The organism is Bacteroides sp. K03 (assembly GCF_019734355.1).
In the GTDB taxonomy this organism is placed as follows: Bacteria; Bacteroidota; Bacteroidia; order Bacteroidales; family Bacteroidaceae; genus Bacteroides; species Bacteroides nordii.
On record NZ_JAASHC010000003.1, the window covers coordinates 428,109 to 451,005 of the forward strand.

General features: G+C 39.8%; 16 protein-coding genes and 2 tRNA genes. 9 read left to right on the plus strand and 9 right to left on the minus strand.

All coding sequences use genetic code 11. The features are described 5' to 3' along the window. Window positions 1-7: 7 nt before the first annotated feature. Window positions 8-454, minus strand: coding sequence for a hypothetical protein (locus HCG69_RS04215; protein WP_221648982.1), 447 nt, complete (start codon window positions 452-454; stop codon window positions 8-10). A 403-nt stretch (window positions 455-857) separates the two neighbouring features. Between HCG69_RS04215 and HCG69_RS04220 the strand changes: the two genes are divergently transcribed. The 4 genes from HCG69_RS04220 to HCG69_RS04235 all read left to right on the plus strand — a co-directional run bounded on the left by HCG69_RS04220 (window position 858) and on the right by HCG69_RS04235 (window position 2,646). Then, window positions 858-1,829, plus strand: coding sequence for a fimbrillin family protein (locus HCG69_RS04220; RefSeq protein WP_221648983.1), 972 nt, complete (start codon window positions 858-860; stop codon window positions 1,827-1,829). A 144-nt stretch (window positions 1,830-1,973) separates the two neighbouring features. Continuing rightward, window positions 1,974-2,060, plus strand: a tRNA-Ser gene (locus tag HCG69_RS04225). Window positions 2,061-2,121: 61 nt separating this feature from the next. Beyond that, window positions 2,122-2,193 (plus strand) — tRNA-Glu (locus HCG69_RS04230). 165 nt (window positions 2,194-2,358) lie between these two features. Beyond that, window positions 2,359-2,646 (plus strand): hypothetical protein, encoded by a 288-nt coding sequence (locus tag HCG69_RS04235; protein ID WP_221648984.1) that lies wholly within the window; start codon window positions 2,359-2,361, stop codon window positions 2,644-2,646. 163 nt (window positions 2,647-2,809) lie between these two features. On the opposite strand, the gene HCG69_RS04240 is transcribed toward HCG69_RS04235, so the two are convergent. After that, the gene (locus HCG69_RS04240; protein WP_221648985.1) at window positions 2,810-4,231 is read right to left on the minus strand and encodes a Gfo/Idh/MocA family protein; all 1,422 of its coding nucleotides are present in this window, start codon (window positions 4,229-4,231) and stop codon (window positions 2,810-2,812) included. 325 nt (window positions 4,232-4,556) lie between these two features. Between HCG69_RS04240 and HCG69_RS04245 the strand changes: the two genes are divergently transcribed. Genes HCG69_RS04245 through HCG69_RS04255 form a run of 3 tightly spaced genes read left to right on the plus strand, consistent with a single transcriptional unit; the run spans window position 4,557 to window position 7,303 of the window. Next, complete coding sequence (locus HCG69_RS04245) at window positions 4,557-5,153, plus strand: RNA polymerase sigma-70 factor (protein WP_221648986.1); 597 nt, start codon at window positions 4,557-4,559, stop codon at window positions 5,151-5,153. A gap of 34 nt (window positions 5,154-5,187) precedes the next feature. Continuing rightward, entirely contained in the window at window positions 5,188-6,159 is a 972-nt protein-coding gene (locus HCG69_RS04250; RefSeq protein ID WP_255585415.1) for a FecR family protein, read from the plus strand. 4 nt (window positions 6,160-6,163) lie between these two features. Beyond that, window positions 6,164-7,303 carry a Gfo/Idh/MocA family protein gene (locus tag HCG69_RS04255; protein ID WP_221648988.1) on the plus strand — a complete coding sequence of 380 codons (1,140 nt, stop codon included), beginning with the start codon at window positions 6,164-6,166 and terminating at the stop codon, window positions 7,301-7,303. A gap of 95 nt (window positions 7,304-7,398) precedes the next feature. Here HCG69_RS04255 and HCG69_RS04260 read toward each other — a convergent pair whose 3' ends face one another. The 5 genes from HCG69_RS04260 to HCG69_RS04280 are packed head-to-tail and all read right to left on the minus strand — an operon-like array spanning window position 7,399 to window position 16,804. After that, a complete protein-coding gene (locus HCG69_RS04260) occupies window positions 7,399-9,165 on the minus strand; it encodes a hypothetical protein (protein ID WP_221648989.1) in 1,767 nt (588 codons plus the stop codon). A gap of 19 nt (window positions 9,166-9,184) precedes the next feature. Next, a complete protein-coding gene (locus HCG69_RS04265; protein WP_221648990.1) occupies window positions 9,185-10,306 on the minus strand; it encodes an acyltransferase family protein in 1,122 nt (373 codons plus the stop codon). Between the two features lie 3 nt (window positions 10,307-10,309). Continuing rightward, on the minus strand, window positions 10,310-11,758 hold the full coding sequence (locus tag HCG69_RS04270) for a DUF4832 domain-containing protein (RefSeq protein ID WP_255585416.1): 1,449 nt from the start codon (window positions 11,756-11,758) through the stop codon (window positions 10,310-10,312). A 1-nt stretch (window position 11,759) separates the two neighbouring features. Continuing rightward, window positions 11,760-13,301, minus strand: a complete 1,542-nt coding sequence (locus tag HCG69_RS04275; RefSeq protein ID WP_221648991.1) for a RagB/SusD family nutrient uptake outer membrane protein — start codon at window positions 13,299-13,301, stop codon at window positions 11,760-11,762. A gap of 26 nt (window positions 13,302-13,327) precedes the next feature. After that, on the minus strand, window positions 13,328-16,804 hold the full coding sequence (locus HCG69_RS04280) for a TonB-dependent receptor (protein WP_221648992.1): 3,477 nt from the start codon (window positions 16,802-16,804) through the stop codon (window positions 13,328-13,330). 343 nt (window positions 16,805-17,147) lie between these two features. Between HCG69_RS04280 and HCG69_RS04285 the strand changes: the two genes are divergently transcribed. Together HCG69_RS04285 and HCG69_RS04290 are read left to right on the plus strand one after the other, a co-directional pair. Then, a complete protein-coding gene (locus tag HCG69_RS04285; protein WP_221648993.1) occupies window positions 17,148-18,734 on the plus strand; it encodes a glycoside hydrolase family 31 protein in 1,587 nt (528 codons plus the stop codon). A gap of 187 nt (window positions 18,735-18,921) precedes the next feature. Continuing rightward, entirely contained in the window at window positions 18,922-19,503 is a 582-nt protein-coding gene (locus HCG69_RS04290; RefSeq protein WP_221648994.1) for a Crp/Fnr family transcriptional regulator, read from the plus strand. Between the two features lie 10 nt (window positions 19,504-19,513). Here the strand turns inward: HCG69_RS04290 and HCG69_RS04295 are convergent, their stop codons facing one another. Together HCG69_RS04295 and HCG69_RS04300 are read right to left on the minus strand one after the other, a co-directional pair. Beyond that, a complete protein-coding gene (locus tag HCG69_RS04295) occupies window positions 19,514-20,395 on the minus strand; it encodes an AraC family transcriptional regulator (protein WP_221648995.1) in 882 nt (293 codons plus the stop codon). A 151-nt stretch (window positions 20,396-20,546) separates the two neighbouring features. Beyond that, window positions 20,547-22,883 (minus strand): TonB-dependent receptor, encoded by a 2,337-nt coding sequence (locus tag HCG69_RS04300; protein WP_221648996.1) that lies wholly within the window; start codon window positions 22,881-22,883, stop codon window positions 20,547-20,549. Between the last annotated feature and the right edge of the window lie 14 nt (window positions 22,884-22,897).

Below are 22,897 nucleotides of genomic sequence, written 5' to 3' on the forward strand. Positions count from 1 at the left end.
AAATAAGTTAGAGCCTGCCTTTATAGACTACATAGTCATCCCATCCATCCAGATATCCTTCAAGGCGATTCCCCCAAAGATTTACTTCATCGAGATAAGACACATCATTCGGGCCATATACCATGCGAAGAGATGACTGTACTGCATTTTCCCAGTTCCAATTGAAACGATATTCATCCTCCCGTATTCTTCCATCAGGATACTGTATACGAATGTAATCCACTCCCCTCCTATCCAGATAAAAATCAATCTCCTGCCGGCAGTAATAACCATCCATATTATAGTAAGTTCTCACCCAGGTACGACTGCACAGATCACGTGACTTATTATAATAGCTACCGCCAATATCGTCATCATCATAAAAACCATCTATTTCAATCTCACAGGCTGTTAGATTAACCATAGCAAAGGTCAGCAATACCAGTTTCAAATATTTAAAAGCTTTCGTTTTCATAATCTTTTTCCTTTCTTTTATGTGTTTTTGCATAAAACAAAAGTAGGCAAACGTTTGATTGAGCCCAAAAGAAAAATCCTACATTCAATAAGGGAATAGCCTAATCCTTAGAGGGAAATCTCACCTTTTTACTACCAAACGTTAACATCGACACCAAACTTCTTAATTCATGTTATAAATCAAGCTATTAAGCCTCAAAAGTTTGCTATTTTCCCAGAAGCATGTATCTTTGTACTGTGTTTTTCATAGTATTAGATTTAAGGTTAACAAAAAGATTGGCTGTCTGGGATAGATAGCCTTTTTTTATGCTCTTATTTTAATTGCTATCCTCTTCCCTCCTGTTCTGAACAAAATCTCCTTTTAAGTGTATATAGGAAAATCATTCATTCTAAAACACTTAATTATGAAAATCTATTTTGTAAAAGCTGCTGCATGGACAATACTTACATGCACTACTTTATTTTTCACCGCATGTTCCAAAGACTCAATCAATATCAATATTGGCGAAAATGGGACAGAAGAAGGCCAATCTGATAACGGAACAGGAACTCCGGATCAAAAAGCATTAATCACTTTTCATGCTTCTATAGAGAGTAGAAATATGACACGCTCTCTTTCACCGATGCGTAAAGGAATAACAAGTTCCATATACGCATTCAAATCACCAGTTACTTCACTTGAAACTCCTTCTGCCGAGGGTATCTATACCACTGCTACTGTAGGCGTACTAACCGGGGTAGAAGGATATAAAATGTATCTGCCCAATGGCGTTTATTATTTCTACGCCATCTCTAACAACGCTTCTACGACTTCTGCTAAATTCATCAACGAGCGTTCAGAGCCTTTGACCAACGGAGTAGATTATTTGTGGGCAAGTAACAAATTACAGGACGTTACGAGTACACAAGTGAGCATGCCTGTTCTTTTTCAACACTGTGCCACCCAGATAGTATTCAACATCTCTGCCGGTAGCGGAATAAAACTAGACAAACTGGTATCAGCTTCCATCACTCCAACAACCCCGGGTGCTACTATGGATATGATTACCGGAGAAATAACTCCGTCTACAACGTACAGTACCGAAACAGCCAATATGGGAATCAATGGTTTCACAGCTCAATATATCATGCTTCCACTAAAAACCAATACAGCGATGCCGCTGACCCTGCAAATACAGGCAGATGGCGAAAATACTCCACGTACCTATAACGTAAACGTTCTTTTACCCAACGGAGAGTTGGCAGGAGGAGATTCTTACGTATTCAGTGCAGTGATTGATGGAAATTCTGTTTCATTTCCTAATGTTGAAGTATTAGGTTGGACCGAAGTAGACGAAACTGGTAAACCTCTTTATCCATTACAAAAACCGGACTAAAAAAGTTTTCGCGTTTAACATTTGAAACATAGCCAATTAACGATATGTGGAAGAAAAAGTAGAAAAAAATCTTGCAGAAAGGTTTGCATAGTTCAAAACTTCCTTCTATCTTTGCACCGCATTTGAGAGAGAATGCGGGTTCAAGGAAGTTTGGGTGAGTGGCTGAAACCACCAGTTTGCTAAACTGACGTACGGGTAACCGTACCGCGAGTTCGAATCTCGCAGCTTCCGCTTAATCTCAACAAAAAAAGAGCTAAGTTATTAAGACTTGGCTCTTTTTAAATCTAAAATCGGTGGGTTCGTCTAACGGTTAGGACACATGCCTCTCACGCATGTAATACGAGTTCGATTCTCGTACCCACTACTAACTAATGATAAAGCAGTTACAATTCATTGTAGCTGCTTTTTTTATTATATTTATTTTTTAATTCCCATTTAATAGCAGTTTTCAAAAAGTATTAACTAAATTTGTAGTAATTATTTAGTAAGAAAATATCTACAGAATTAAAAATGATAAAATCATAATACTATGGAACAAACAATATGGATTTTTTGGATCATATGGCTTATAGCAATAATAGCCCAGTTAGTAATGGTTATTAAATTCTTTCAGATGTCCTCAGATATCAAAGACATAAAAGAAATGATGAAGTATGATTTACGAACAAAATATCCCGAACTACAGAAAAACAAAGAAACAGAAGCACAAGTAGAAGATATAATAAAAGATAACCCAGGAAAATTCACGTGGCAAAGTTGGGTAGCTTTAGCTATCCTATTAATAGGAATATTTGTTTATCTTTTTAGCGGCAAATAGATTTACTCATAAAATAATGATTATTAGGAAAGGGGGGGAATGCCTTTTCCACCCGATTCATTGATTTACGTCAACTAACTTCATGCTTTTGCAAACAGTATCAATTACTGCTTATCAGAACACGTTATAGCTCTATTTAGAAAATAATTCACATAAATGATTCTTATTTGTAATTTATAAATGCATGCCGATATCCTTGTATTTTATTCCAGTTCCCTCTTGTAAAATCCGGTATCTCTACAGGGACAGATCCGTTCTCTATCGAAAGTTTAGTCAAAGGAATTAGTGAACACCATTCTGCAAGATCATAAACATCCATATCTAATGGTAATCCGTGATGCAGACAATAGATTAATCTCGAATCCATGATGAAGTCCATACCACCGTGTCCACCTACTTCTTTAGCCTGTGCTTCCATGGTTTTGACAATAGGATCTTTATACTGATTCATTAACCGGTTCTTTATTTCTTCGGGCATATACTCATGAGCAGTAAAATTTTGCCCGTTTGTAATATCCGAAGGCAAATCACCGCTATTCAATGCATAGCCTTCCACCGGATATTTATTGGCAAATCCTTTAGTACCTGTGAGTTGGTATAAGCGACTGTAAGGACGTGGCGAAGCTACATTGTGCTCAATCTGAATTGTCTTTCCTTTTTCCGTACGTATTAAGGTAAGCGTGACTTCTCCATTTTTCACCTTTTGTGCATCTTCACTATTTCCATGTTCTTTCAAATACTGAGGTAAAGAGAGAGGATCACTATCCATTGCCACCAAATATTTCATCCGATCACCACGATGAATATCGAGTAGCTGACAAGCTGGGCCCATACCATGTGTGGGATACACATCTCCCCTATTATTGAGATTGTATTGCATACGCCAGTCTGCATTGTAGTCTCCCCAGTAATCTTGCAAACAATGATTATAAGCACCTTTTACATGGGTAATATCTCCAAATAGTCCTTGTTGTGCCATGTTCAGAGTTGTAATCTCAAAGAAATCATATACACAGTTCTCCAACATCATACAGTGCTTTCGAGTACGTTCTGCTGTATTTACGACTTCCCATATCTCTTCCAAACTCATGGCTGCAGGCACTTCGCAAGCTACGTGCTTGTCATGCTCCATAGCATAAACCATCATGGAGGTATGATGCAGCCAATCAGTAGCTATATAAATAAGGTCGATATCCGGTCTTTCGCACATTTGTTTCCAGGCATCCTCACTACCATAGTATTCAGTTGCTTCAGGCATATCGGCCTGATGAAGCATTTGTTGGCAACTATCTACTTTCGATTGATGTAGATCACATAGTGCTTTTATTTCGATTCCTTTTTGGTAAGTAAAACGCCGGATGGCTTCACTACCTCGTGAACCTAATCCGATAAATCCAATACGTACAGTTTTAATAGGAGGACAAGTTAACCCAATAACATCTTGCTGCCCGAAAGGGCGTTCAGGAGTAAATATAACAAGAGACTTGACATCCTTTCCCTCTTTTTGCATATTTGCAGTGAGAAACAAACCTGCCGCTATGCAAACAACTACAAGTATAATAGTCAACGGAATGTATTTTTTCATGATAATAAAATTGGGAGATTGATAATTAATACTTCTTTTCTTCTTTTATGCTCTAAGGTTTATATTTTAAAAGAGCTATTGAGTAATTAAAATACTCACAGGAATATAAAAATAAAATATTAATTAACACTTTGGCTTATATGAGTCTTCAAAAGGCTTTCAAAATGATGTGAGTAGGCTATAAATTCGTTCTTTTTCTTGGTAGACAATGTAGAATTATCTATATTTGAAGACTTCTTTTTAATGCTTAGGTTCTATTCTTTTATGAACTTAAATAATTCAGGTATGTCTATTATAAAACTATTATTTCTGAAAGGAGGCAAGTATGGAAGAACGCATGCTTTTCTCTAAGATACAGCAAGGGGACACAGCATCTTTTGAATGGTTATATAAGAAGTATCATCCCAAAATGTATATGTTCTGCAAAGGGTTTCTACACGACGAGGATAAAACAAAAGATCTTGTTCAAGAATGTTTCATTGCCTTTTGGGAACATCGTACTCAGATTAATGCACCAGAAGCAATAAGCGTCTATTTATTCCGCATCATGAAGCATCTTTGCCTAAAACAAATTCGGCGGGATTCATTACTCAACAATTTCTCTAATATAAATGAAGTGGCACTGAGGGAACTGGAACTTTCTTATTACACCCCGGAATGCAATATTCTAAATGATTTGTATTTCAAAGATCTGAATGAACAATATCAAGAAGCACTTGATAAGTTGCCCAAACAGTGCCAGAACATTTTTCGAATGAACCGGAATGAAGGTATGAGAAGTGAAGAGATTGCCGCAGCACTGAACTTGTCAGTTCGTACTGTTGAAAATCAATTGTATAAAGGACTAAAACAAATTAAGAAGTCAATGCAGGAATATCTTCCTTTATTGACTATCTTATTAATTAAGAACTTTTTAAAATAATATTGTGATGATTAGTATCAATGAAGATTATTTTATGAAATATCTCAAGAATGAACTTACTGAAGATGAGACACGCCAATTAGTAGCATGGCTGCGTGATAACAAAGAGAATCAGAAGTTTCTTTTTTCATTGAAAGATTCTTATCTGTATCTAAATTATGAAAAAGATAAGAAAGAAGCCGATACTGAACATGAGTGGAAGAAATTCTCAGAAAGAACCGGTCTTACTCCTAAATCAGCTCCTTCCGGCAAGTATTTATCCTTGAAACATGTTTGGTTCTCTGCAGCTATCATCCTGTTGTGTATTCTAAGTGGCTGGATAGCCGGAACTATTTACACAGGGCTGAAGATGCCGCAAGGGCTGGTGACTTTAGAGACAGAAGTAGGACAACAAGCAAAAACAGTATTACCGGACGGCACAACAGTGCTTCTGAATGCTTGCTCCAAACTGACCTATTCTCTGGAAGGCTGGAATAATACACGCAACGTACGTTTGGAAGGTGAGGCAATCTTTGATGTAGTACACAAAGAAGATAAGCCTTTTTACGTGCATACCCATAACTATTGTGTCCGCGTATTAGGCACTAATTTTAATGTAATGGCATATGGAAATGATCCGGAAGGAGTTGTTACATTAAAACATGGTAAGGTAGAGATTGGCATAGCGGGCAGTAATAAGAATATGTTTCTTCAGCCGGGAGAAAGTTTTGTATATGACAACCAAGCCGGAACTTATCGGATAGAACAACGTTCGCTAAAGCATGTCTATGCCTGGGAACGCAAAGAGATTATCTTTGAAGGGCATACGCTGGAGGAAAAGAAAGAAGAGCTTTCAAGACATTTCGGATATAAGTTTGAGGTAGCTCCGGAATTACAGAAAATGAGTTATAAAGCTACACTTCGCGACGAAAGTCTGAACGAATTTCTTGCGGCATTGGATAGTATTACTCCACAGATGTCTTACCATATTGATGTAAACCGAAAAATAGTCAAAGTGAGAAAATAAACGTATGGAAAAGATAAAGACTACTTTGATAGGTGCAGGATACCGAGGAAAACAATTGCTAAAATTTCTACAAAACTCTTCTTTTTTTGAAGTAATGGCAGTTGCCGATCCGTATATTGAAGAAACCGATATACCCGAAATTGTTTGCTACAACAATGGCGAAGAAGATTATTTAAATATGCTTGACCAGTATAAACCGGAGTTGGTGTTCATTACCTCTCCCTGGCAGTGTCATGTTCACCATGCAATACAGTGTGTGGAGAGGCGGTGTCATGTTGCTTTAGAGATAAAAGGCGGGCTTTATTTAAACGAGTATCAACCTTTGATTGATTTGGCAGAACAAAAAAGTTGTCGTGTTTTTCCTTTAGAGAATACGCTTTTCCGACGGGATATTTTGGCTTTATGCAATATGGTGGATGCCGGTGTATTCGGAGAAATTATATATATGCGCGGTGGATACCGGCATGACTTACGTTCTTTATTGTTAGATGATTCCGGTAACATCGGTCATCGTGGTAAAACAGAAAGTGTATGGCGAAGCAAATTCTACCAGAGCGAAAACGGCGATCTTTATCCGACACACGGATTAGCTCCTCTTTGCATGATTGCCGGTATCAATCGGACGGATCACTTCAAATCTTTGACCTCGCTCGCTTCTAAGTCGGCTGGTTTATTGCAACGAATAAAAGACTTAGGTGGAGATACAAATGTAGAAATCAAGATGGGAGATATTGTTTCTACTCAAATAGAAACTGAGAAAGGAATTCTTATCTCGCTAATTCATGATACCACGTTACCTCGTCCTCGTAGTTTGGATTTTGAAGTACAGGGAACAAAAGGTATATGGCAGGGAGATAATAGCCGTATCTATGTGGAAGGTGTCAGTCCGGATGAAACCTGGGAACCTGATCTCTCCTACATTGAACGTTACGAAAGTTTATATTGGCAACAGTGGGGTGAAGATGCTCTATTGCGGGATGCGCATCATCAAGGCATGGATTATATTATGTTGAAAGCATTAGAAGCTGATTTACAAGGAAAACTCGTCTATCCGGCTACTCTCAACGATCTTGCTTTGTGGACTTCCGTTTCTCCGTGGTCAAAAGCTTCAATTGCTGAGCGGAAAACAATTTACTTTCAATAATAAAAGAATCTTTATTCTAAACTGTTTCAAAAATTAAAAAGGTCCGTCGTTTCCGACGGACCTTTATTAGTAGCGTTATTCAAAAATTAAGCTACCTATTGAAGCGTGTATCTCAACGTAAAATTACCGCTACCATTAGGAGTAACTGTGGCAGGATTACCTTCTGATATAGTAATTCCATCTTTCAAATCGACACTTACCTTATAATATCCTTCAACAGTCGGTAGTGTGAAATGAGTTGCATTGCCGTTTAGTATATTAGAATTTGCATCGAAATTTGCATTCGGTAATTCTATTTTTGTTTCACCAGAAGGATTTGTCAGTATAAATGCTATATCTCCTCCCCAACTGAACACGTAACATGTACCTTCGTAAACAAAACTGTTTCCTACGCGTACTAACGGGAGTGCGCTATCTGCCTGCCAGTTCTGAGCTGTACCCGTTTGCGAATGTGCCCAACTCCATCCATACATATAGATTGCATCCGGATATCCACTTGTCGGACGGGCATAAGAGCTACCACTGAAAGCATCTATCTGAATAAAATATTTGCCGGTAGAGCTTGTTAAGGTCCAGTTTGCGTTGCCACCACCCGTGAACAAATCTTTATTTGGAGTGCAAAGCGATAAATCTACAGTATTGGAACTAATCGTCTCTCCTTTTGTTAGTTCAACTTCACCTTCATAGATATAGCTTGTGCCACTCTTTAATTGCAGTTGAGTGCCGGCAAAATCAATTCCATTACCCAGAGTTACACCATTTGCCTTTACTTGTTCACTTGCAAATTCAAGAGTACGTTCACTACCTATAACAGAAACTTTGGTACATTCATCTCCTTCAAAATATACACGGATTTCAAAAGCACCACCTGCAGTAACCGGGAAGCTCTTACTTATATCATATGCCGAACCAGTCGTGAGCTGAGTACCGTTCCATAATATAAATGAATCTTCTCCGGCCTTCTTCAACTGGAAGGTTCCTGCAGCAATAGAACCCCACATTCCAGTTTCTACATTATCTCCTTCGGGTGGGAACCAGGTATAGTAACGTAAATCACCGCTTTCATATCCTTGCATACGCATCTTCGCTTTCTCTTCTTTTATTTCTCCATCTTGCCAGTGACCGGAAATAGTACCGAGAATATAATAACTATCTATAGATGGAAGAGATGTCCAGCCATGTCTTTCTCCAAAAGTCAGTTCAAAAGTTTTAGGATTGAATGTGATTTTGCAAGAGGCTTCAATATCACCACCAATAACAATGGAGTCTTTAGCCATTGTCTGGATCTCTCCATTGGTGGTTCCCCAATATAATCCTGTATTGGTAGGAGTTGGAGAAATAATACCTTTTATGTTGGCAGGAAAAGTCTCATCAGCTTCAAATACATCTCCGTTCGGATATAATTCGACTACAGACTTATTGCCCAACAAGAGGTATAACCTATTGAAGGTTGGTACTTGTAAGGATGTTAAATCAAAACTTTGCACCGCCTCTCCATTCCGGCTGTTTTCCAGAATCACCTCCACTTTAAAAGTTCCTTCTTCTGCATTTTTCGGAAGAGGGATAGAGAATGTTTCATTCATTTGAAAACTCTGTCCCAATAACATCTGCTCTTTGCGATAGAGTTCTGTATCATTTCCGTCTTTCAAAAGAATGGTATACATTTTAAGATTCTTTTCGTCTGTTAATGTACCCGTTACGGAGACCTTATCTCCATAGAAAAGTCCACTTTGCGGAGATACAATAATGTTCATCTCCGGCTTGGGGGCGTTACCTGCATTTGCAGGTTCATCGTCATCACAACCGCAAAAAAGTAACGGTAGTATAGCTGATAGTAATATAAAAAATCTTTTTAAGGACATAATTATATTTTTTAAAGGGTTAAGCTTTAAGGAATATTTTGTGGTCATACATCCACTTGACAATCAACAGTACGATAGCTGATTGAAAGCAAATGCCAACCAAAGGATAATACACTCCGAACCACTGTTCCAGCCCGAAAAACAGAGAGTCTGATATACTGCGGAAGTTCACCACTTCAAATAAACAGTATGCAGCTATGGAATTCATTCCATAATAATTGAGCCAATTTACTGCTCCCGACTTCCATCCTTTTATATCAATCAGATAATAGAAGATACCCATGAGTAAGAAGCAGACACCGCCATAAAAGAGGGTCATCGAGCTGCTCCATATGTGTTTGATAATTGGGAAAAAGGGATCCATCAACAAGGCTGTGGCCACAAGGAAGCCACCCGTCAGCAGTAGCACTTTCAACCGTTGAACAGGCTCTTTCCGAAGCCGGAGGATATGACCGGCAAAACTGCCGAGCATTACAGTGACAATGAAGTTCAAACTACTTAATATCCATGTGTAGTGGTAAGACGAATCGAAGCTCCATGTTCCGTTTGTCCAGGTAACTCCATCACGCAAAGAGCCCAACACACAACGGTCTATCTCCTCTGCAATATTAGTTCCCGGTTCATAATTCATGTTACCTACTGTAGCGAAAACCAATAAATAAGCTATGAAACATAGAACCGTAAAACCAATTTGCGTACGAAATGGGCACCATACGTAAAGCAGAGCTGCTACCACATACCCCACAGCAATCGCCTGGAGTGTATTTGCAAAAATGTGAAATTGCCTGATGTCTAATGCTAATAAGTTTCCTTGCACTACCCAGCCCAAAAAGAACAAGACAAAGAAACGCTTAAAAAGCCGGAAATAGAAATGACGGTCTATCTTTTCTCCTTGTTTGTATTTTGACATGGCAAACGGGATGGTGATGCCGGACATAAACATAAACAGTGGCATTATCAAATCCCAGAATGCAACACCCTGCCATTCTACATGAGTGAATTGGTTGGCAATAGGATCCAATGACGGATTATTCTCTATTTCCAGCCAGGTCATAAGGATGGGTTGAAGCATCAACAAGCAGAACAGGTCAAAGCCCCTTAACAGGTCCAAGGAAGCCAAACGTTTATTAGCAGTTGCCATAAGTTATTTCTTTAAAGTAAATCTAATGGATGATTGGCTCGCGGGCAAATCTGAAGATTCACTTACCTGAATGTCTATGCCCAGGTCATTGTATCCGGTTGCTGCTTCCCAACAATCTTTATTACCCAACCGAATAGCATATTCCGGTCGGTCATGTATAGTACTCACCGGATCCGGCAGATACAAATACAATGTGTAATCCCCTACCGCCAAATCAGTGGGCAATGCAACCTTTGCATTTATAGTCTCAACTTTATAGGGCTGCCATTTCCGTGGATCATCCGGCAAGGAGGCTACATAAGTAGTCTTTCCATCTTTTGAACGTAAAATCAATTCAACTTTTCTCGCATTGAACGGAGGAGCATAGCCTAAATTCTGCAAGGTGATAGCCGCATAAAGCTCACTACCCGGAGCATGTTTTTCAGAAAATTCCCCTTTTTGCAAGACAATCCTATACCCCATTTCACGGATAATTCTGTCCATACATCCACCTGTGATCCAGGTATCGTTTACCCCTTTGTAATAATCTTCATTCAAATAAGACCAACGAAGATTACGCATCTCTGCTTGTGCTTTGTCACAATCAGCAGGATCTACCCCATCCGGCGGACAAGTTTCGCCACCTATCGGCAGATAAAGTCCCTCCGCATTCAAATAACTTTTATCAACGGCTGCGTCTGTATAAGTACCATAATCATCAACACTGGCCATGAAGCAATCGTTATGATGTCCTATTCGGGCAACAACTTTACCACTGAATGCATCCTCTGCTTTGATAGCGGTCTTCACTCCTATATAATTGCGTTTGTAATTGGGGGTCCTCACTTGCACGGTACGGTCTGTCGGCAAAACTTCCAGAATTTTATCCAGTATCGCTTTACGGGCTGCATCATTATTCAGATTATTGGTCGTATAGTACCATTCTCCCCATGAGCCGATAAAACCCGCCTGCAATACAGCAATCACATCTTTATCTTCCTGGAGTATAGGTTTGATTTGATCCAGATGTTGCAGGATGACCGCGAGTGGTGCATCCGGTTCATCCATAGCCAGAGAATAGGCAAAACGCAGAATCATTTTTATACCTGCCTTACGGGCTACCTCCATGTCTTGTTTAATCTGTGAGAGGAATGCATCGCTAATCGGTGCATTCTTGAAATCTTTCAGATAATACAGACGATAGATAAGGGAAATCTGCTTTTGCCGGTAACTACGCAATGTTTGTTCCGAAAGTGCGGGTGTGCCCTTGCTGTCTGTATATTTGTAGAAACCACGTTCAGGGTTAGGGAACAGGTCGTTCGTTGAGATATAATTCACCGTTTTTATCGGGCCTGTTACCGTTTCATTAGAACCCTCGTCGTCAGTATTCGACTGATTATCACCACCACATGCCATAATACCCAAAATAAACAAGAAAGGTAATAAGGCCATTAAACTGCTTCTTTTAAACATTCTATTTATCATAACCTGGATTTTGTTTTACTTGTCCTTTACCGTCTGTTATGACAGAAAGAGGCAACGGATATAATTCTTTATATTTATTCGCATAAGGAGTTTGAGCTACGTCAATAGCACGCTGTACAAATTTATCATGACGGATTAAGTCTGCACGGTATTGACCATTCTCACACCAGAATTCATGGCTTCTTTCTGTCAGAATCTGATCAATAAACTTCTCTTGAGTATTGACATCTTCCAATTTTAAAGCTTTCAGTTTAGCGCGTTCACGTATTTTGTTGACATACCCCAAGGCTTCGGCGTAATCATTTGAAGTTGCTTCCGGTTTCATAATAAGCGCTTCTGCCAATGAAAGGTACACATCTGCATAACGATAAATGATCACATCAATATCAGAATAGCCACCCGAACCTAATACCGCAGGATCATATCCGATCTTCAACGGAATAGGACCTGTTGCCAAAGGTGAGCCGGGAGTATTGCGATCCACTACTTCTCCGGCTGCATTTGTGTAATAGCTGAGTAAATAAGTCTTTCGGGTATCAGCAGACTCAAATGTATCATAGAACCACCAGGTACTGGTACATATACCCCAACCGGCTCCCATACCATTCTGGTTAAAATCAGTAGGAAGTGCTCCCATATGCCATTGATTCATACTCGGACCTTCGCCAGAAGAAGGGATAGCCCAAATAATCTCTTTATTGGCACTCCCTTGCCCACCAAGTTCGAACATAGCAGGATAGTCACTCATCAGTCGGTATCCATATTTGGAGTCCATTAGTTCGCGAGCTAAAGTTTCTACCTTAGTATAGTAATCTTTGTTATTCACCGTTTCATGCAAATAGAGACGGATAAGCAACATTTTAGCCAGCCCTCTGCTGAATTTACCATACTCCGCAGCTCCCGGATAAGGAAGGTGTTCAGAGGCAAATATAAGATCATCTTCAATGAACTTCACCATTTCTTCATGCGACAGTCGTGGCAAAGGAACTTCTTCCAGAGGATTTAGTAAGACCTCAATCGGAGCCACAACCAAAGGTCCATACATATCAAATAAAATATAAGAAAGCATACCGCGTGCACATCTGACTTCTGCACTATAGCGGGCTTTCAAATCGTCTGATAATGAACTTTTTTCAATGTAATCCAATACGAGCGTACAGCGGCTAATTTTATTGGCATATCCGTAAGGTTCTTTATTTTCATAATAAAAGAAAGTCACTCCTTCTGTTTCCGGAAAGAAATTGAGTAACGAACAGTCGTATGCCGGCCCCCACGTTTGGGTCAGAATTTCAGTGGTTGCATCATTTACAAACATCACTCCCCGTTCAGAAGGAGAATGTATTCCATCCCACCAGTTACCACGAAGTGGATAATAACAGGAAAGAACCAGGGCTTTCAGGTCTTCCTCACTTTTGGGGAAATTTGAAGGATTGATCTCTGAATAATCTACAGGATCAAGATCAATACAGCTACTTAGGCAGGTACCTATAAATACAATGGCTGCCAGATATGTTTTAATGTATCGTTTCATTATACTTGATTTTAGCGTTAAAAATATCAGAATGAGATATCAACTCCGAAGCTGAATGTTCTCGCATTAGGATATGAAGCGGTATAATAGTCCGTTTCAGGATCCAAACCGTCATAAGGAGTGATAATAAAGGCGTTGTTTATGCTGGCATGTACGCGAAGGTTGGAAATCACTTTAGTTTTTGCCAACAAGTGTTTGGGCAATGTATATCCTAAAGTAATATTCTGCATACGGATAAACCATGCTTTCTGGTAATAAAAATCACCGGAACTATACGTATTTTCCCATCCCTGGAATGTACTGGGATTGGTTGTAGACGGATTATCCCAAGTCCAGCGATCTTTAACCGATCGGAGAGCATTCAAGCCATACCGTGCAATACCGTCGCCGGAAATTCCATACTCCATTGCAGTAGGATCTTCCATGATACGGTCAAACATCCCATTGAGATGGAAGCTAAGATCAAAGTCTTTGTACTTGAAAGTATTCGTCATTCCTGCCAGCCAACCCGGATCACTGGTTCCTATTAATTCCATATCAGCATCATCAATAATGTTGTCCGGATGGCCCAACAACTGGAAACGTCCGTTTTCGTCAACCACCGGGTCACCATTTGCATCGCGTACATATCCGTTGATATCTTTGATTACCAATTGTCCCGGAAGCAATAAAGGTTGTGCATCGGGCACTTTCTCACCAATTTGCAGAATATGATCGGCACGACGGGAGTAAATGGCTCTGATAGGTGCGTCATATTTTTCATATACGGCTGGTTTCCAGTCTGGGGTACGCTCCTTCCAACGGTCTTTGTACTTTGTAAAAGTAAGGTCGGTAGACCAAAAAAAGTCTTTAGTCACAATATTTTTGGTATTCAGAGTTACTTCAATACCAGTACTCTTTGTTTTTCCAATGTTCGCAATCACCTGCGTTATAGTCTGATAAGAATTTAAGGGTTTATAGTTCAAAAGATCTGAAATAACCTTATAGTAATATTCCACAGAACCACTGATGCGTCCATTAAAGAAGCCGAAATCAAGTCCCGCATTCCATTCGGTTGTTGTTTCCCATTTCAGGTCAGGGTTTTCCAGACGTCCTTGAAACACACCTATTTGCTTAGATTTATCTTCTTTATTATAGGCTTCCTGAGCATAGTAACTTGCAAATGCATTGGTGCTGATATCAGCATTACCGGTTTGCCCCCAGCTTAGTCTCAGTTTTAACATACTCAACCAGTCAGAAGCTTTCGCCATAAAATTTTCCTCACTAATGGTCCACCCTAAAGCAACAGAAGGAAAATATCCCCATTTATGGTTTCGGGCAAATACACTGGCACCGTCAGAACGTAGAGTAGCTGTCAATAAATAGCGGTCTTTTAAGATATAGTTGGCGCGAAAAAAATAAGAAAGCATCTTATTTTCTGAACTGCCGGAACCTACTATCTTGTTTCCTCCACCGGCTCCCAGATTGTTATAAATAAATCCGTCCGTCAGGAAATTATTGTTTCCTGCATTCACTCCTTCATAATTGAATTGTTCGTAAGAAGTTCCTGCCAACAGATTTATTTTGTGAATTTTTGCAAAAGTCTTCAGATAGGTTGCCGTAGCCTCAAGCAAGTACTGGTTGTTATCCATACTGTATACGCTGGCTACTCCCTGCAGGTTGTATCCATTTAAAGTACTTTTAGGCTGATATGTTTTTCTACTTTGGGCAGCACGGTCTATACCTGCATTTACACGCAATGTCAGTCCGTCCAAAGGACGTGCTTCGACAAAGATATTACCCAATACACGGTCCGTATTGCCACGGTCCACGTTATTCAATAAAGAATAAGGATTCGGACGGGTACCAACCAATGGATTGGTAGGGTATTTGCCTGTTTCAGGATCATAAGCCTGTATTTGCGGACCCATTTCGACGGCCGAACGGATAAGGCCTGAATTTTCCCATTTATCCGAACCGAGTTGTGTATTGTCATTAATAATACGGGTCATGGTCAGGTTTAACCCGGCTTTGAATATATTCAAAAATTCCTGGTCGATATTGGCCTTCATCGTGTAACGGGTCATTCCGGAGTTGCGTATAATACCTTCATGGTTGAAATAGTTGAATGACAACATATATTGAGTTCCCTTATTTCCACCTTGTAAGTTGATGTTGTGTTCCTGAATCAAACCGTTTCGTGTTACCAAATCCAACCAGTCTGTACCCGCTCCCGCATTGGCTATTTCTTGTTCTGTGTACGGACGGTTATATCTGATACCATTGACGGGAGACATTAACGCTTCCTCCAACGTTTTTGTACCCCAAGGAGCTACCTTATTATTCCAGATCCACAATTCCCAACTTGTTTTGTTTTTCTCTTCCATCCATTCCGGTAGAGAAAGTAAGTCATAAGTATCCGAATATTTCTGATAAGAGTAATTATAAGAATAGCTAACTTTCGTTTTTCCTTCTTTTCCACGTTTGGTTGTGATGATTACTACACCGTTGGCTGCACGAGCACCGTAGATAGACGTAGCACTGGCATCTTTCAATACTTCAATAGATTCTACATCATTAGGATTCAAGAAGTTGAGTACACCTTGTGTTCCCGGGTCCATTTTACGGTCTGAAGAAGCAATCTGGTCTAACTTTGCAATTGGAAATCCATCCACGATATACAACGGATCATTGTTTGCATTGATAGAACCGGCTCCACGTACAAGAATGTCGAGCCCCCCACCCGGCTGTGCACTGTTTTGGCGGACATACAAACCTGCCGCTTTTCCTTCCAGGGCATGACCGATAGAAGAAATACCTGCCAGCCCCATCTCGTCTGCTTTTATTGTAGAAATAGCTCCTGTCAAATCTCTCTTCTTAACAGTACCATAGCCTACAACAACTACATCGTCAAGCATATTTATATCTTCTTTAAGAACTATCCTCTGCCAATTGTTATTCTTTAAAGAGATCTCCTGAGGAATGTAACCGACGTACGTTACAACGATAGCATCACTGTTGTCTGGTAGTACCAACCGATAATTACCATCACCGTTGGTTATTGTACCAACCGCTTTTCCTTTTACCTGAATACTGACCCCTATCAACTGGGTTCCATCTTCTCCCACTACACTTCCTGTGATTTCTTTCGGAAGTGCCTTCCCCCTTTGAAGCTTTGGGTTTTCTTGTTTCTTTAAAAGAATCTTTTTATTGGCAATTGTATAGGTAATATTTGTACCACTCAATACCTTGTTCAGTACTACTCTTACATCCTGACTCTGTACTCTCACATTTACAAGCCGGTTCACATCCACACTTTGTTCTTCAAAGAAAAATTTGTAATCCGTTTGTTGTTCCACTTGTTTAATAAAAGTAGAGAAAGGCTGGTTGATTAAATCCAGAGTAATTGCTTTTTGGGCGTACACAGGTAAAGATACCCACCCACCAAATAGAAGTAAAAGGCTTAAACAGAGTCTTCGTATGAGGCTCGCTGTCATAAGATGCCCCTTTCGTGCTCTTTTCATACGCGTAAGATTTTAATTGTTTAACTAAGGTTTTATGAAATCTCGTTTATATTATACAAAGAGGCAATCGGAGGAAAAAATACTCATTCGTTTTTTATGTTATAAAGCATAAAATATTCAGGTTGGGTATCTATGAGAAGATAGAAACCAAATCAGGTATAAGCTGACAATCTTATATTTGAAAAATTCAACCAGACTCTTCAATTGTTAATTATCATATTATTCTTAATATTGCAATGAGTATTCTAACCATCAACCGTCTCTTTATAAAAATAAGAGGCCAAAGCACGAAAAGAAAAGTCATTTCAAAATATATCCCAACTTAAATAATTAACATAATATTATGAAGAAAGCATTTATTAGTATTTTGATCTTATGTTCTGCTGTTTCTGTCATAGCACAGCAGTATGAAACAGCCGTAGCACCATTGAAAGGTGAAAAATGGTGGGGTGGTTTGGTTGCGCTGGGTAGTCATATGCCTTTTACTTCAACAACAGAATGGTACGATTTGAGTAAAAAGAACCTGAACAACCAGATTGTTCCGCTGATATTATCTTCCGAGGGCCGTTATATCTGGAGCGAACAGCCTTTCCGCTTCCGATTGCAAAATGACACACTACTTCTTAGTTCTGATTATGAAAAACTAAATGCTGTTTCTGCCGGAAAGACACTAAAGGATGCTTATCTGAGTGCTTCGGCTCAACACTTTCCACCTTCCCAGAAAATACCGGAAGAAATATTCTTCTCCAAACCGCAGTATAATACATGGATTGAGTTGATGTACAACCAGAATCAGATTGACATAGAAAAATATGCCCAAGATATATTGGCTAATGACTTTCCAACAGGTATCTTTATGATAGATGATAACTGGCAGAAATATTATGGTAATTTTGAATTTAAGCCAGAAAAGTTTCCGGATGCAGCAGGAATGATCGACCGTCTGCATAAACAGGGATTCAAGGTAATGTTATGGATAGCGCCCTTTCTCTCTGCAGATAGTCCCGAGTATCGTTTGTTGGCAAAAAAAGGGTATTTGGTAAAGGAAAAAGACGGTATCACACCGGCTATGATACATTGGTGGAATGGCGTAAGTGCTTGTTATGATATGACAAATCCGGAGGCAGCTTCTTATCTGGAAGAACAGTTGCTTACTGCTCAAAGAAAATACGGAATTGACGGTTATAAATTTGATGCAGGTGATGTAAACCATTTTACAGGCGAATATGCCTTTCATGATCCGACTGCCAATGCATGTACTTTTTCTCAAAAGTGGGCAGAACTGGGATTAAAGTTTCCGTATAATGAATTCCGTACTTCATTCAAGTTGGGTGGTCAGGCAATTGTACAGCGTTTGGGTGACAAATCTTATTCCTGGCATGCTTCCTCGTTGTTAATTCCTGATATGATAGCGGCTGGCTTATTAGGGCATGCTTATACCTGTCCTGATATGATCGGTGGTGGAGAGTTCGGTTCATTTTTGAATATTGATACCGATAAATTCGATCAGGAACTGATTGTGCGTTCTTGTCAGATTCATGCATTCATGCCAATGATGCAGTTCTCAGTAGCTCCCTGGCGCATTCTTGACAAGAGACATTTGGATATATGTCGTAAATTTGCTCAATTCCATGAACAGATGGGAAGTTATATTTTGCAAGTAGCTATACATGCTTCTCAGACAGGCGAACCCATTGTGCAACATCTGGAATATGCATTTCCGCATCAGGGATTTGCCGATTGTCATGATCAGTTCATGTTAGGCGATAAATATATGGTAGCCCCTATGGTAACAAAAGGAACTCATAGGACTGTAAAACTACCTAAGGGTGAATGGCGTGATGATATGGGTAAGAAGTTCAAAGGTCCGAAAACAATTGAAATAGAAGTTCCATTAGAACGTCTGCCTTATTTCGAACGTATTAAATAATACATTTTTATGTACATTCATCGAAATGTCCCCACTAAGTAATACAAGCGATATGATTGTTAGCGGATTCAACTTAATGGGGGCACTTCAATAAAACAAACTATCTTTTCCACCCGATTCATTGATTTATGTCAACTGATTTTGTATTTTTGCAAATATTATCAATTACTACTTATCAGAACACGTTATGGATCTATTAAAAGAAACAGTAGATGCTGTTGTAAATTCCCGATTTCCGGAAATGAGTAAAGAGGGGCGCGAACTGTTGGCAGAAGTCCTGATACGCAAAGAAAGTAATAAGGGGACAATTGTGCTAAATGAAGGGCAAGTTTCTCATGATTTAATCTTCGTCGGAAAAGGGATGCTTCGCCAGTTCTATTACAAAAACGGAAAAGATGTTACTGAGCATTTTTCGTACGAAGGCTGTATCGTGATGTGTATTGAGAGTCTGCTTAAACAAGAACCTACCCGACTGATAGTAGAGGCACTGGAACAATCTATCCTCTTCCTCTTTCCCTACAATGCGTTGCAAAGATTGGTAGAAACATCACCGGAAATCAATATGTTCTATCGAAAGATACTGGAATATTCCCTTATCGTTTCACAGGTAAAGGCAGATTCCTGGCGCTTTGAAACAGCACGTGAACGCTATAACCTGCTACTCGAGCATCATCCGGAAATTATCAAACGGGCACCACTATCGCACATAGCCTCTTATTTATTAATGACCCCCGAGACACTAAGCCGGGTACGGTCGGGAGTATTATAAAAATCCTCCCTCAACTTCGTCTGTACTCTTTGGGAGACATCCCAACGTAGTGCTTAAAATACTTGCCAAAGAAAGACTGATTGGCAAAATGAAGATATTCGGCTATCTCCTGTATACTCATTTCTGAGGATTTAAGCAAAGCGCGTGCTTCAAGAATCACAAAATTATCAATCCATTCACCTGCCGTTTTGCCACTCACTTCTTTCACTACTCCGGAAAGATGTTTAGGAGTAAGGCACAACTTATTGGCATAGAATATTACGGAACGCTCCATTTTGTAACAGGCAGACACTTCACGCATAAATTTCTCAAAGAGTTCTTCCTTACGTGTCTTGGGACGAATCTCATCAATAGGCATATGCTTGCGGCAGAAGTTATAAAGATCATAAAACATAGCCGAAAGGATACCTTTGGCTATCTCCTTACGGAATATATTATCTTTCATTTTCACCTTCTTCCATAAGAAAGAGTGATACTCCAACATGCAGTCCTGCTCGGTCTTGCTCAAAGGTATACAGGGATGCTCTTTGATATAAAACATAAAAGAAAGCAACTCTTTCATCTGCGTAAAAGTCCTGTCTATAAACTGAGGGGAAACAGCGATATAAATAGCACTGAAATCGTCACTGACACCCAAGCTTTGAATTATTTGTTCAGGAAGAGTCATTAGCAAAGTTCCGGCAGTTACTTCAAACTCTCTCAGGTTAACTCCTACCTTTCCCGACCCGGTAAGGCAAACGGCTATCACAGCAGCATTAATACGGTTAGGAAACTCATCCATAGGAACATCCGAAACATCATCGAATATGGCAAAATCATTATCTATAAAATCAATCCTCCGTAATCCCTGCACAGAGGATATATTCACTTGTGGAATTACTTCATTCTCCATTTTATCGTATCTTTTTCGCAAATATATATATTATTTCCATTCATATTAGTCTATATATCGAATAAAGCGAAAAATAGAACAATTATAAATCAAAAAATGCCATACGTTTTTATTTCGCATGGCATTCATTCTGCATTTACAGACTGTATAATCAGTTCATGATCTTAATACCGATAAAATAGGTTCTGGGCTGTGTAGGGCCATAGAAATAACCCGAATCACGAAGTTCTCCTTTATCAAGATCTTTTTGAAAGCTATTGAATATGTTTTGTACACCACCATTCAGTTGCAGTTTAATATGGTCGTGTAGTATAAAAGTATAGTTCAGTTTCAGATTAAGATCGAAGAATTGAGGAGTGTGTTCCATACGATCTTCGGGGATATAACCTGCCATATGGGGTACAATCATCTTTCCGGTATAAGTACCTGACAGAGAAAAGTCAAAGTGCTTGGTAGGTGCAGAGGTAAAAGTAAAGTATCCGTAATAATCGGGAGTACGGGGCATACGCCGGGTAGTCAGTGCAGGCACCCCCTCTTCTTCTACTGCGTCACGCCATACCACATCATGAGTATAACGGCTACGTTGTGCCGTAAAGCCTAACTGGAATTGAGCTTCACGCCCATGAGCAATCTTCGCATCAAGATTTGCACCATAAACACGTGCACCATGAGCATTACGACGTTCTTTTATCATATCTCCGTTTTCATCTTCACCAATATCTGCCAGTGTAAACACATGACGCAGATCGGTGTAGAAGCCTTCCAACAATATATTTGCCTGCCAATGCCCAATAGGCAATGTCCAGTCCACAGAGCCGCTGTAACTATTAGAACGTTCTTCACGCAAATTATCTGCCAGTTTGATCTGAATACCTTCACCTCCTACGGCCGTCACATGGAGATCTTCGTCATAAGCCTGTGGAGCACGGAAACCGGTAGAATATGTGAGGCGCGCCTGAAGATTATCCATCGGCTTATAAAGCAGATTGACACGGGGACTGAAAATCAGTTTATCAATCAGGTTGTGCTTATCCATACGCAAGCCAACGAGCATCGTGAGCTGTCTCATACGCCATTCATTCTGAATAAAAGTACCGGCTATGCGCACATTTTGTTTCATATCTCGGTGATACCCAGTCATGACATCATGTAAAGCATTATCCTGATATTCAAAACCACCGGTAAAAGTGGCCGGAGCGAAAAGGCAATTATTCATCTGCCCCACATACATGCCACCCAGTACCCAGGTAAGATCATCTGTTTTACCATACGCATTGAGATTCTTCTGAGCACCATAATAGCTGTTACGATCAGTGTGCTGGATAGAACCGTATAAAGACATTTTATGTTTTGCTTCATTCCAATAGTGATCATAGCTCAATCCACCACTATTAATAATATGTTTGGTCTGTTCAGTTATATCGGTTTCATGTGGTTGAAGATTAAATTTGTTTCCGCCACGGCGAAACTCATTGGTAGTGTGATATTCAATATTGATACGGCTATTGTACGAAGGACGATAGTAAGCACGGAGTCCAAAAGTATTCATATTCAGTTTGCCCAATTCGGAAAATCCGTCACCATCGGCATCATAAGGGTTACGGTTACGATACGTCTCATACAAAGCAATGCCATACGTATTATCTTTGGCAACAAGAGAAACATTGCCACCCATATATTGTTCCCAGGATTTACCATTCATATTTGACATCATGCTGGATACCTGGAAAGAGTTACTGACAGGGTCTTTCGTGATAATATTGATAGTACCTCCTACGGCATTGGCACCAAATAAAGCCGATCCACCACCACGCACTATCTCTACACGTTCTACCATATTCACTGGAATCTGTTCCAACCCGTATACCCCGGAGAGAGCACTAATGACCGGACGACTGTTTATCAAAATCTGGGAGTACGGACCTTCCAAACCATTGATACGTACTTGTGGAAAGCCACAATTCTGACAGTTATTCTCCACACGAAGTCCCGACTGATAATTCAGCGACTTAGCAAGATCAGTAGAGTTTACCGTTTCAAATAGCTTTGCACTCATCACATTAACTACTACAGGAGCTTCCCGGCGGCTAACCTCATTACGATTAGCAGAAACCACTACTTCATCAGTCATGAAACTCTCTTCTTCCAATTGGAAATGAAGAACAGCCGTAAAGTCTTTACTCACAGCCACTGTCTTCTCCTGACTTTTATAGCCCATAGCTTGTACCCGCAGTGTATATTTACCCGGAGCAAGGTTACGAAACTCAAACTGCCCTTCATCATTAGAGACAGCACCGGATGTACGAAGCTTTTCGGGAACAGTACCACCATTATAACTAACCACACGTACAGTGGCATAAGGAACATTCTCTTCGGTTCCTTTCACAATAACGTGACCGGAAATCATATTGCCTTCCTTGATAGGATTGACGGCATAAGTAATCATGCTCAGGCATAGAAGCATAAGCAGGATGATATTTTTTTTCATTCTGAAATTACAAT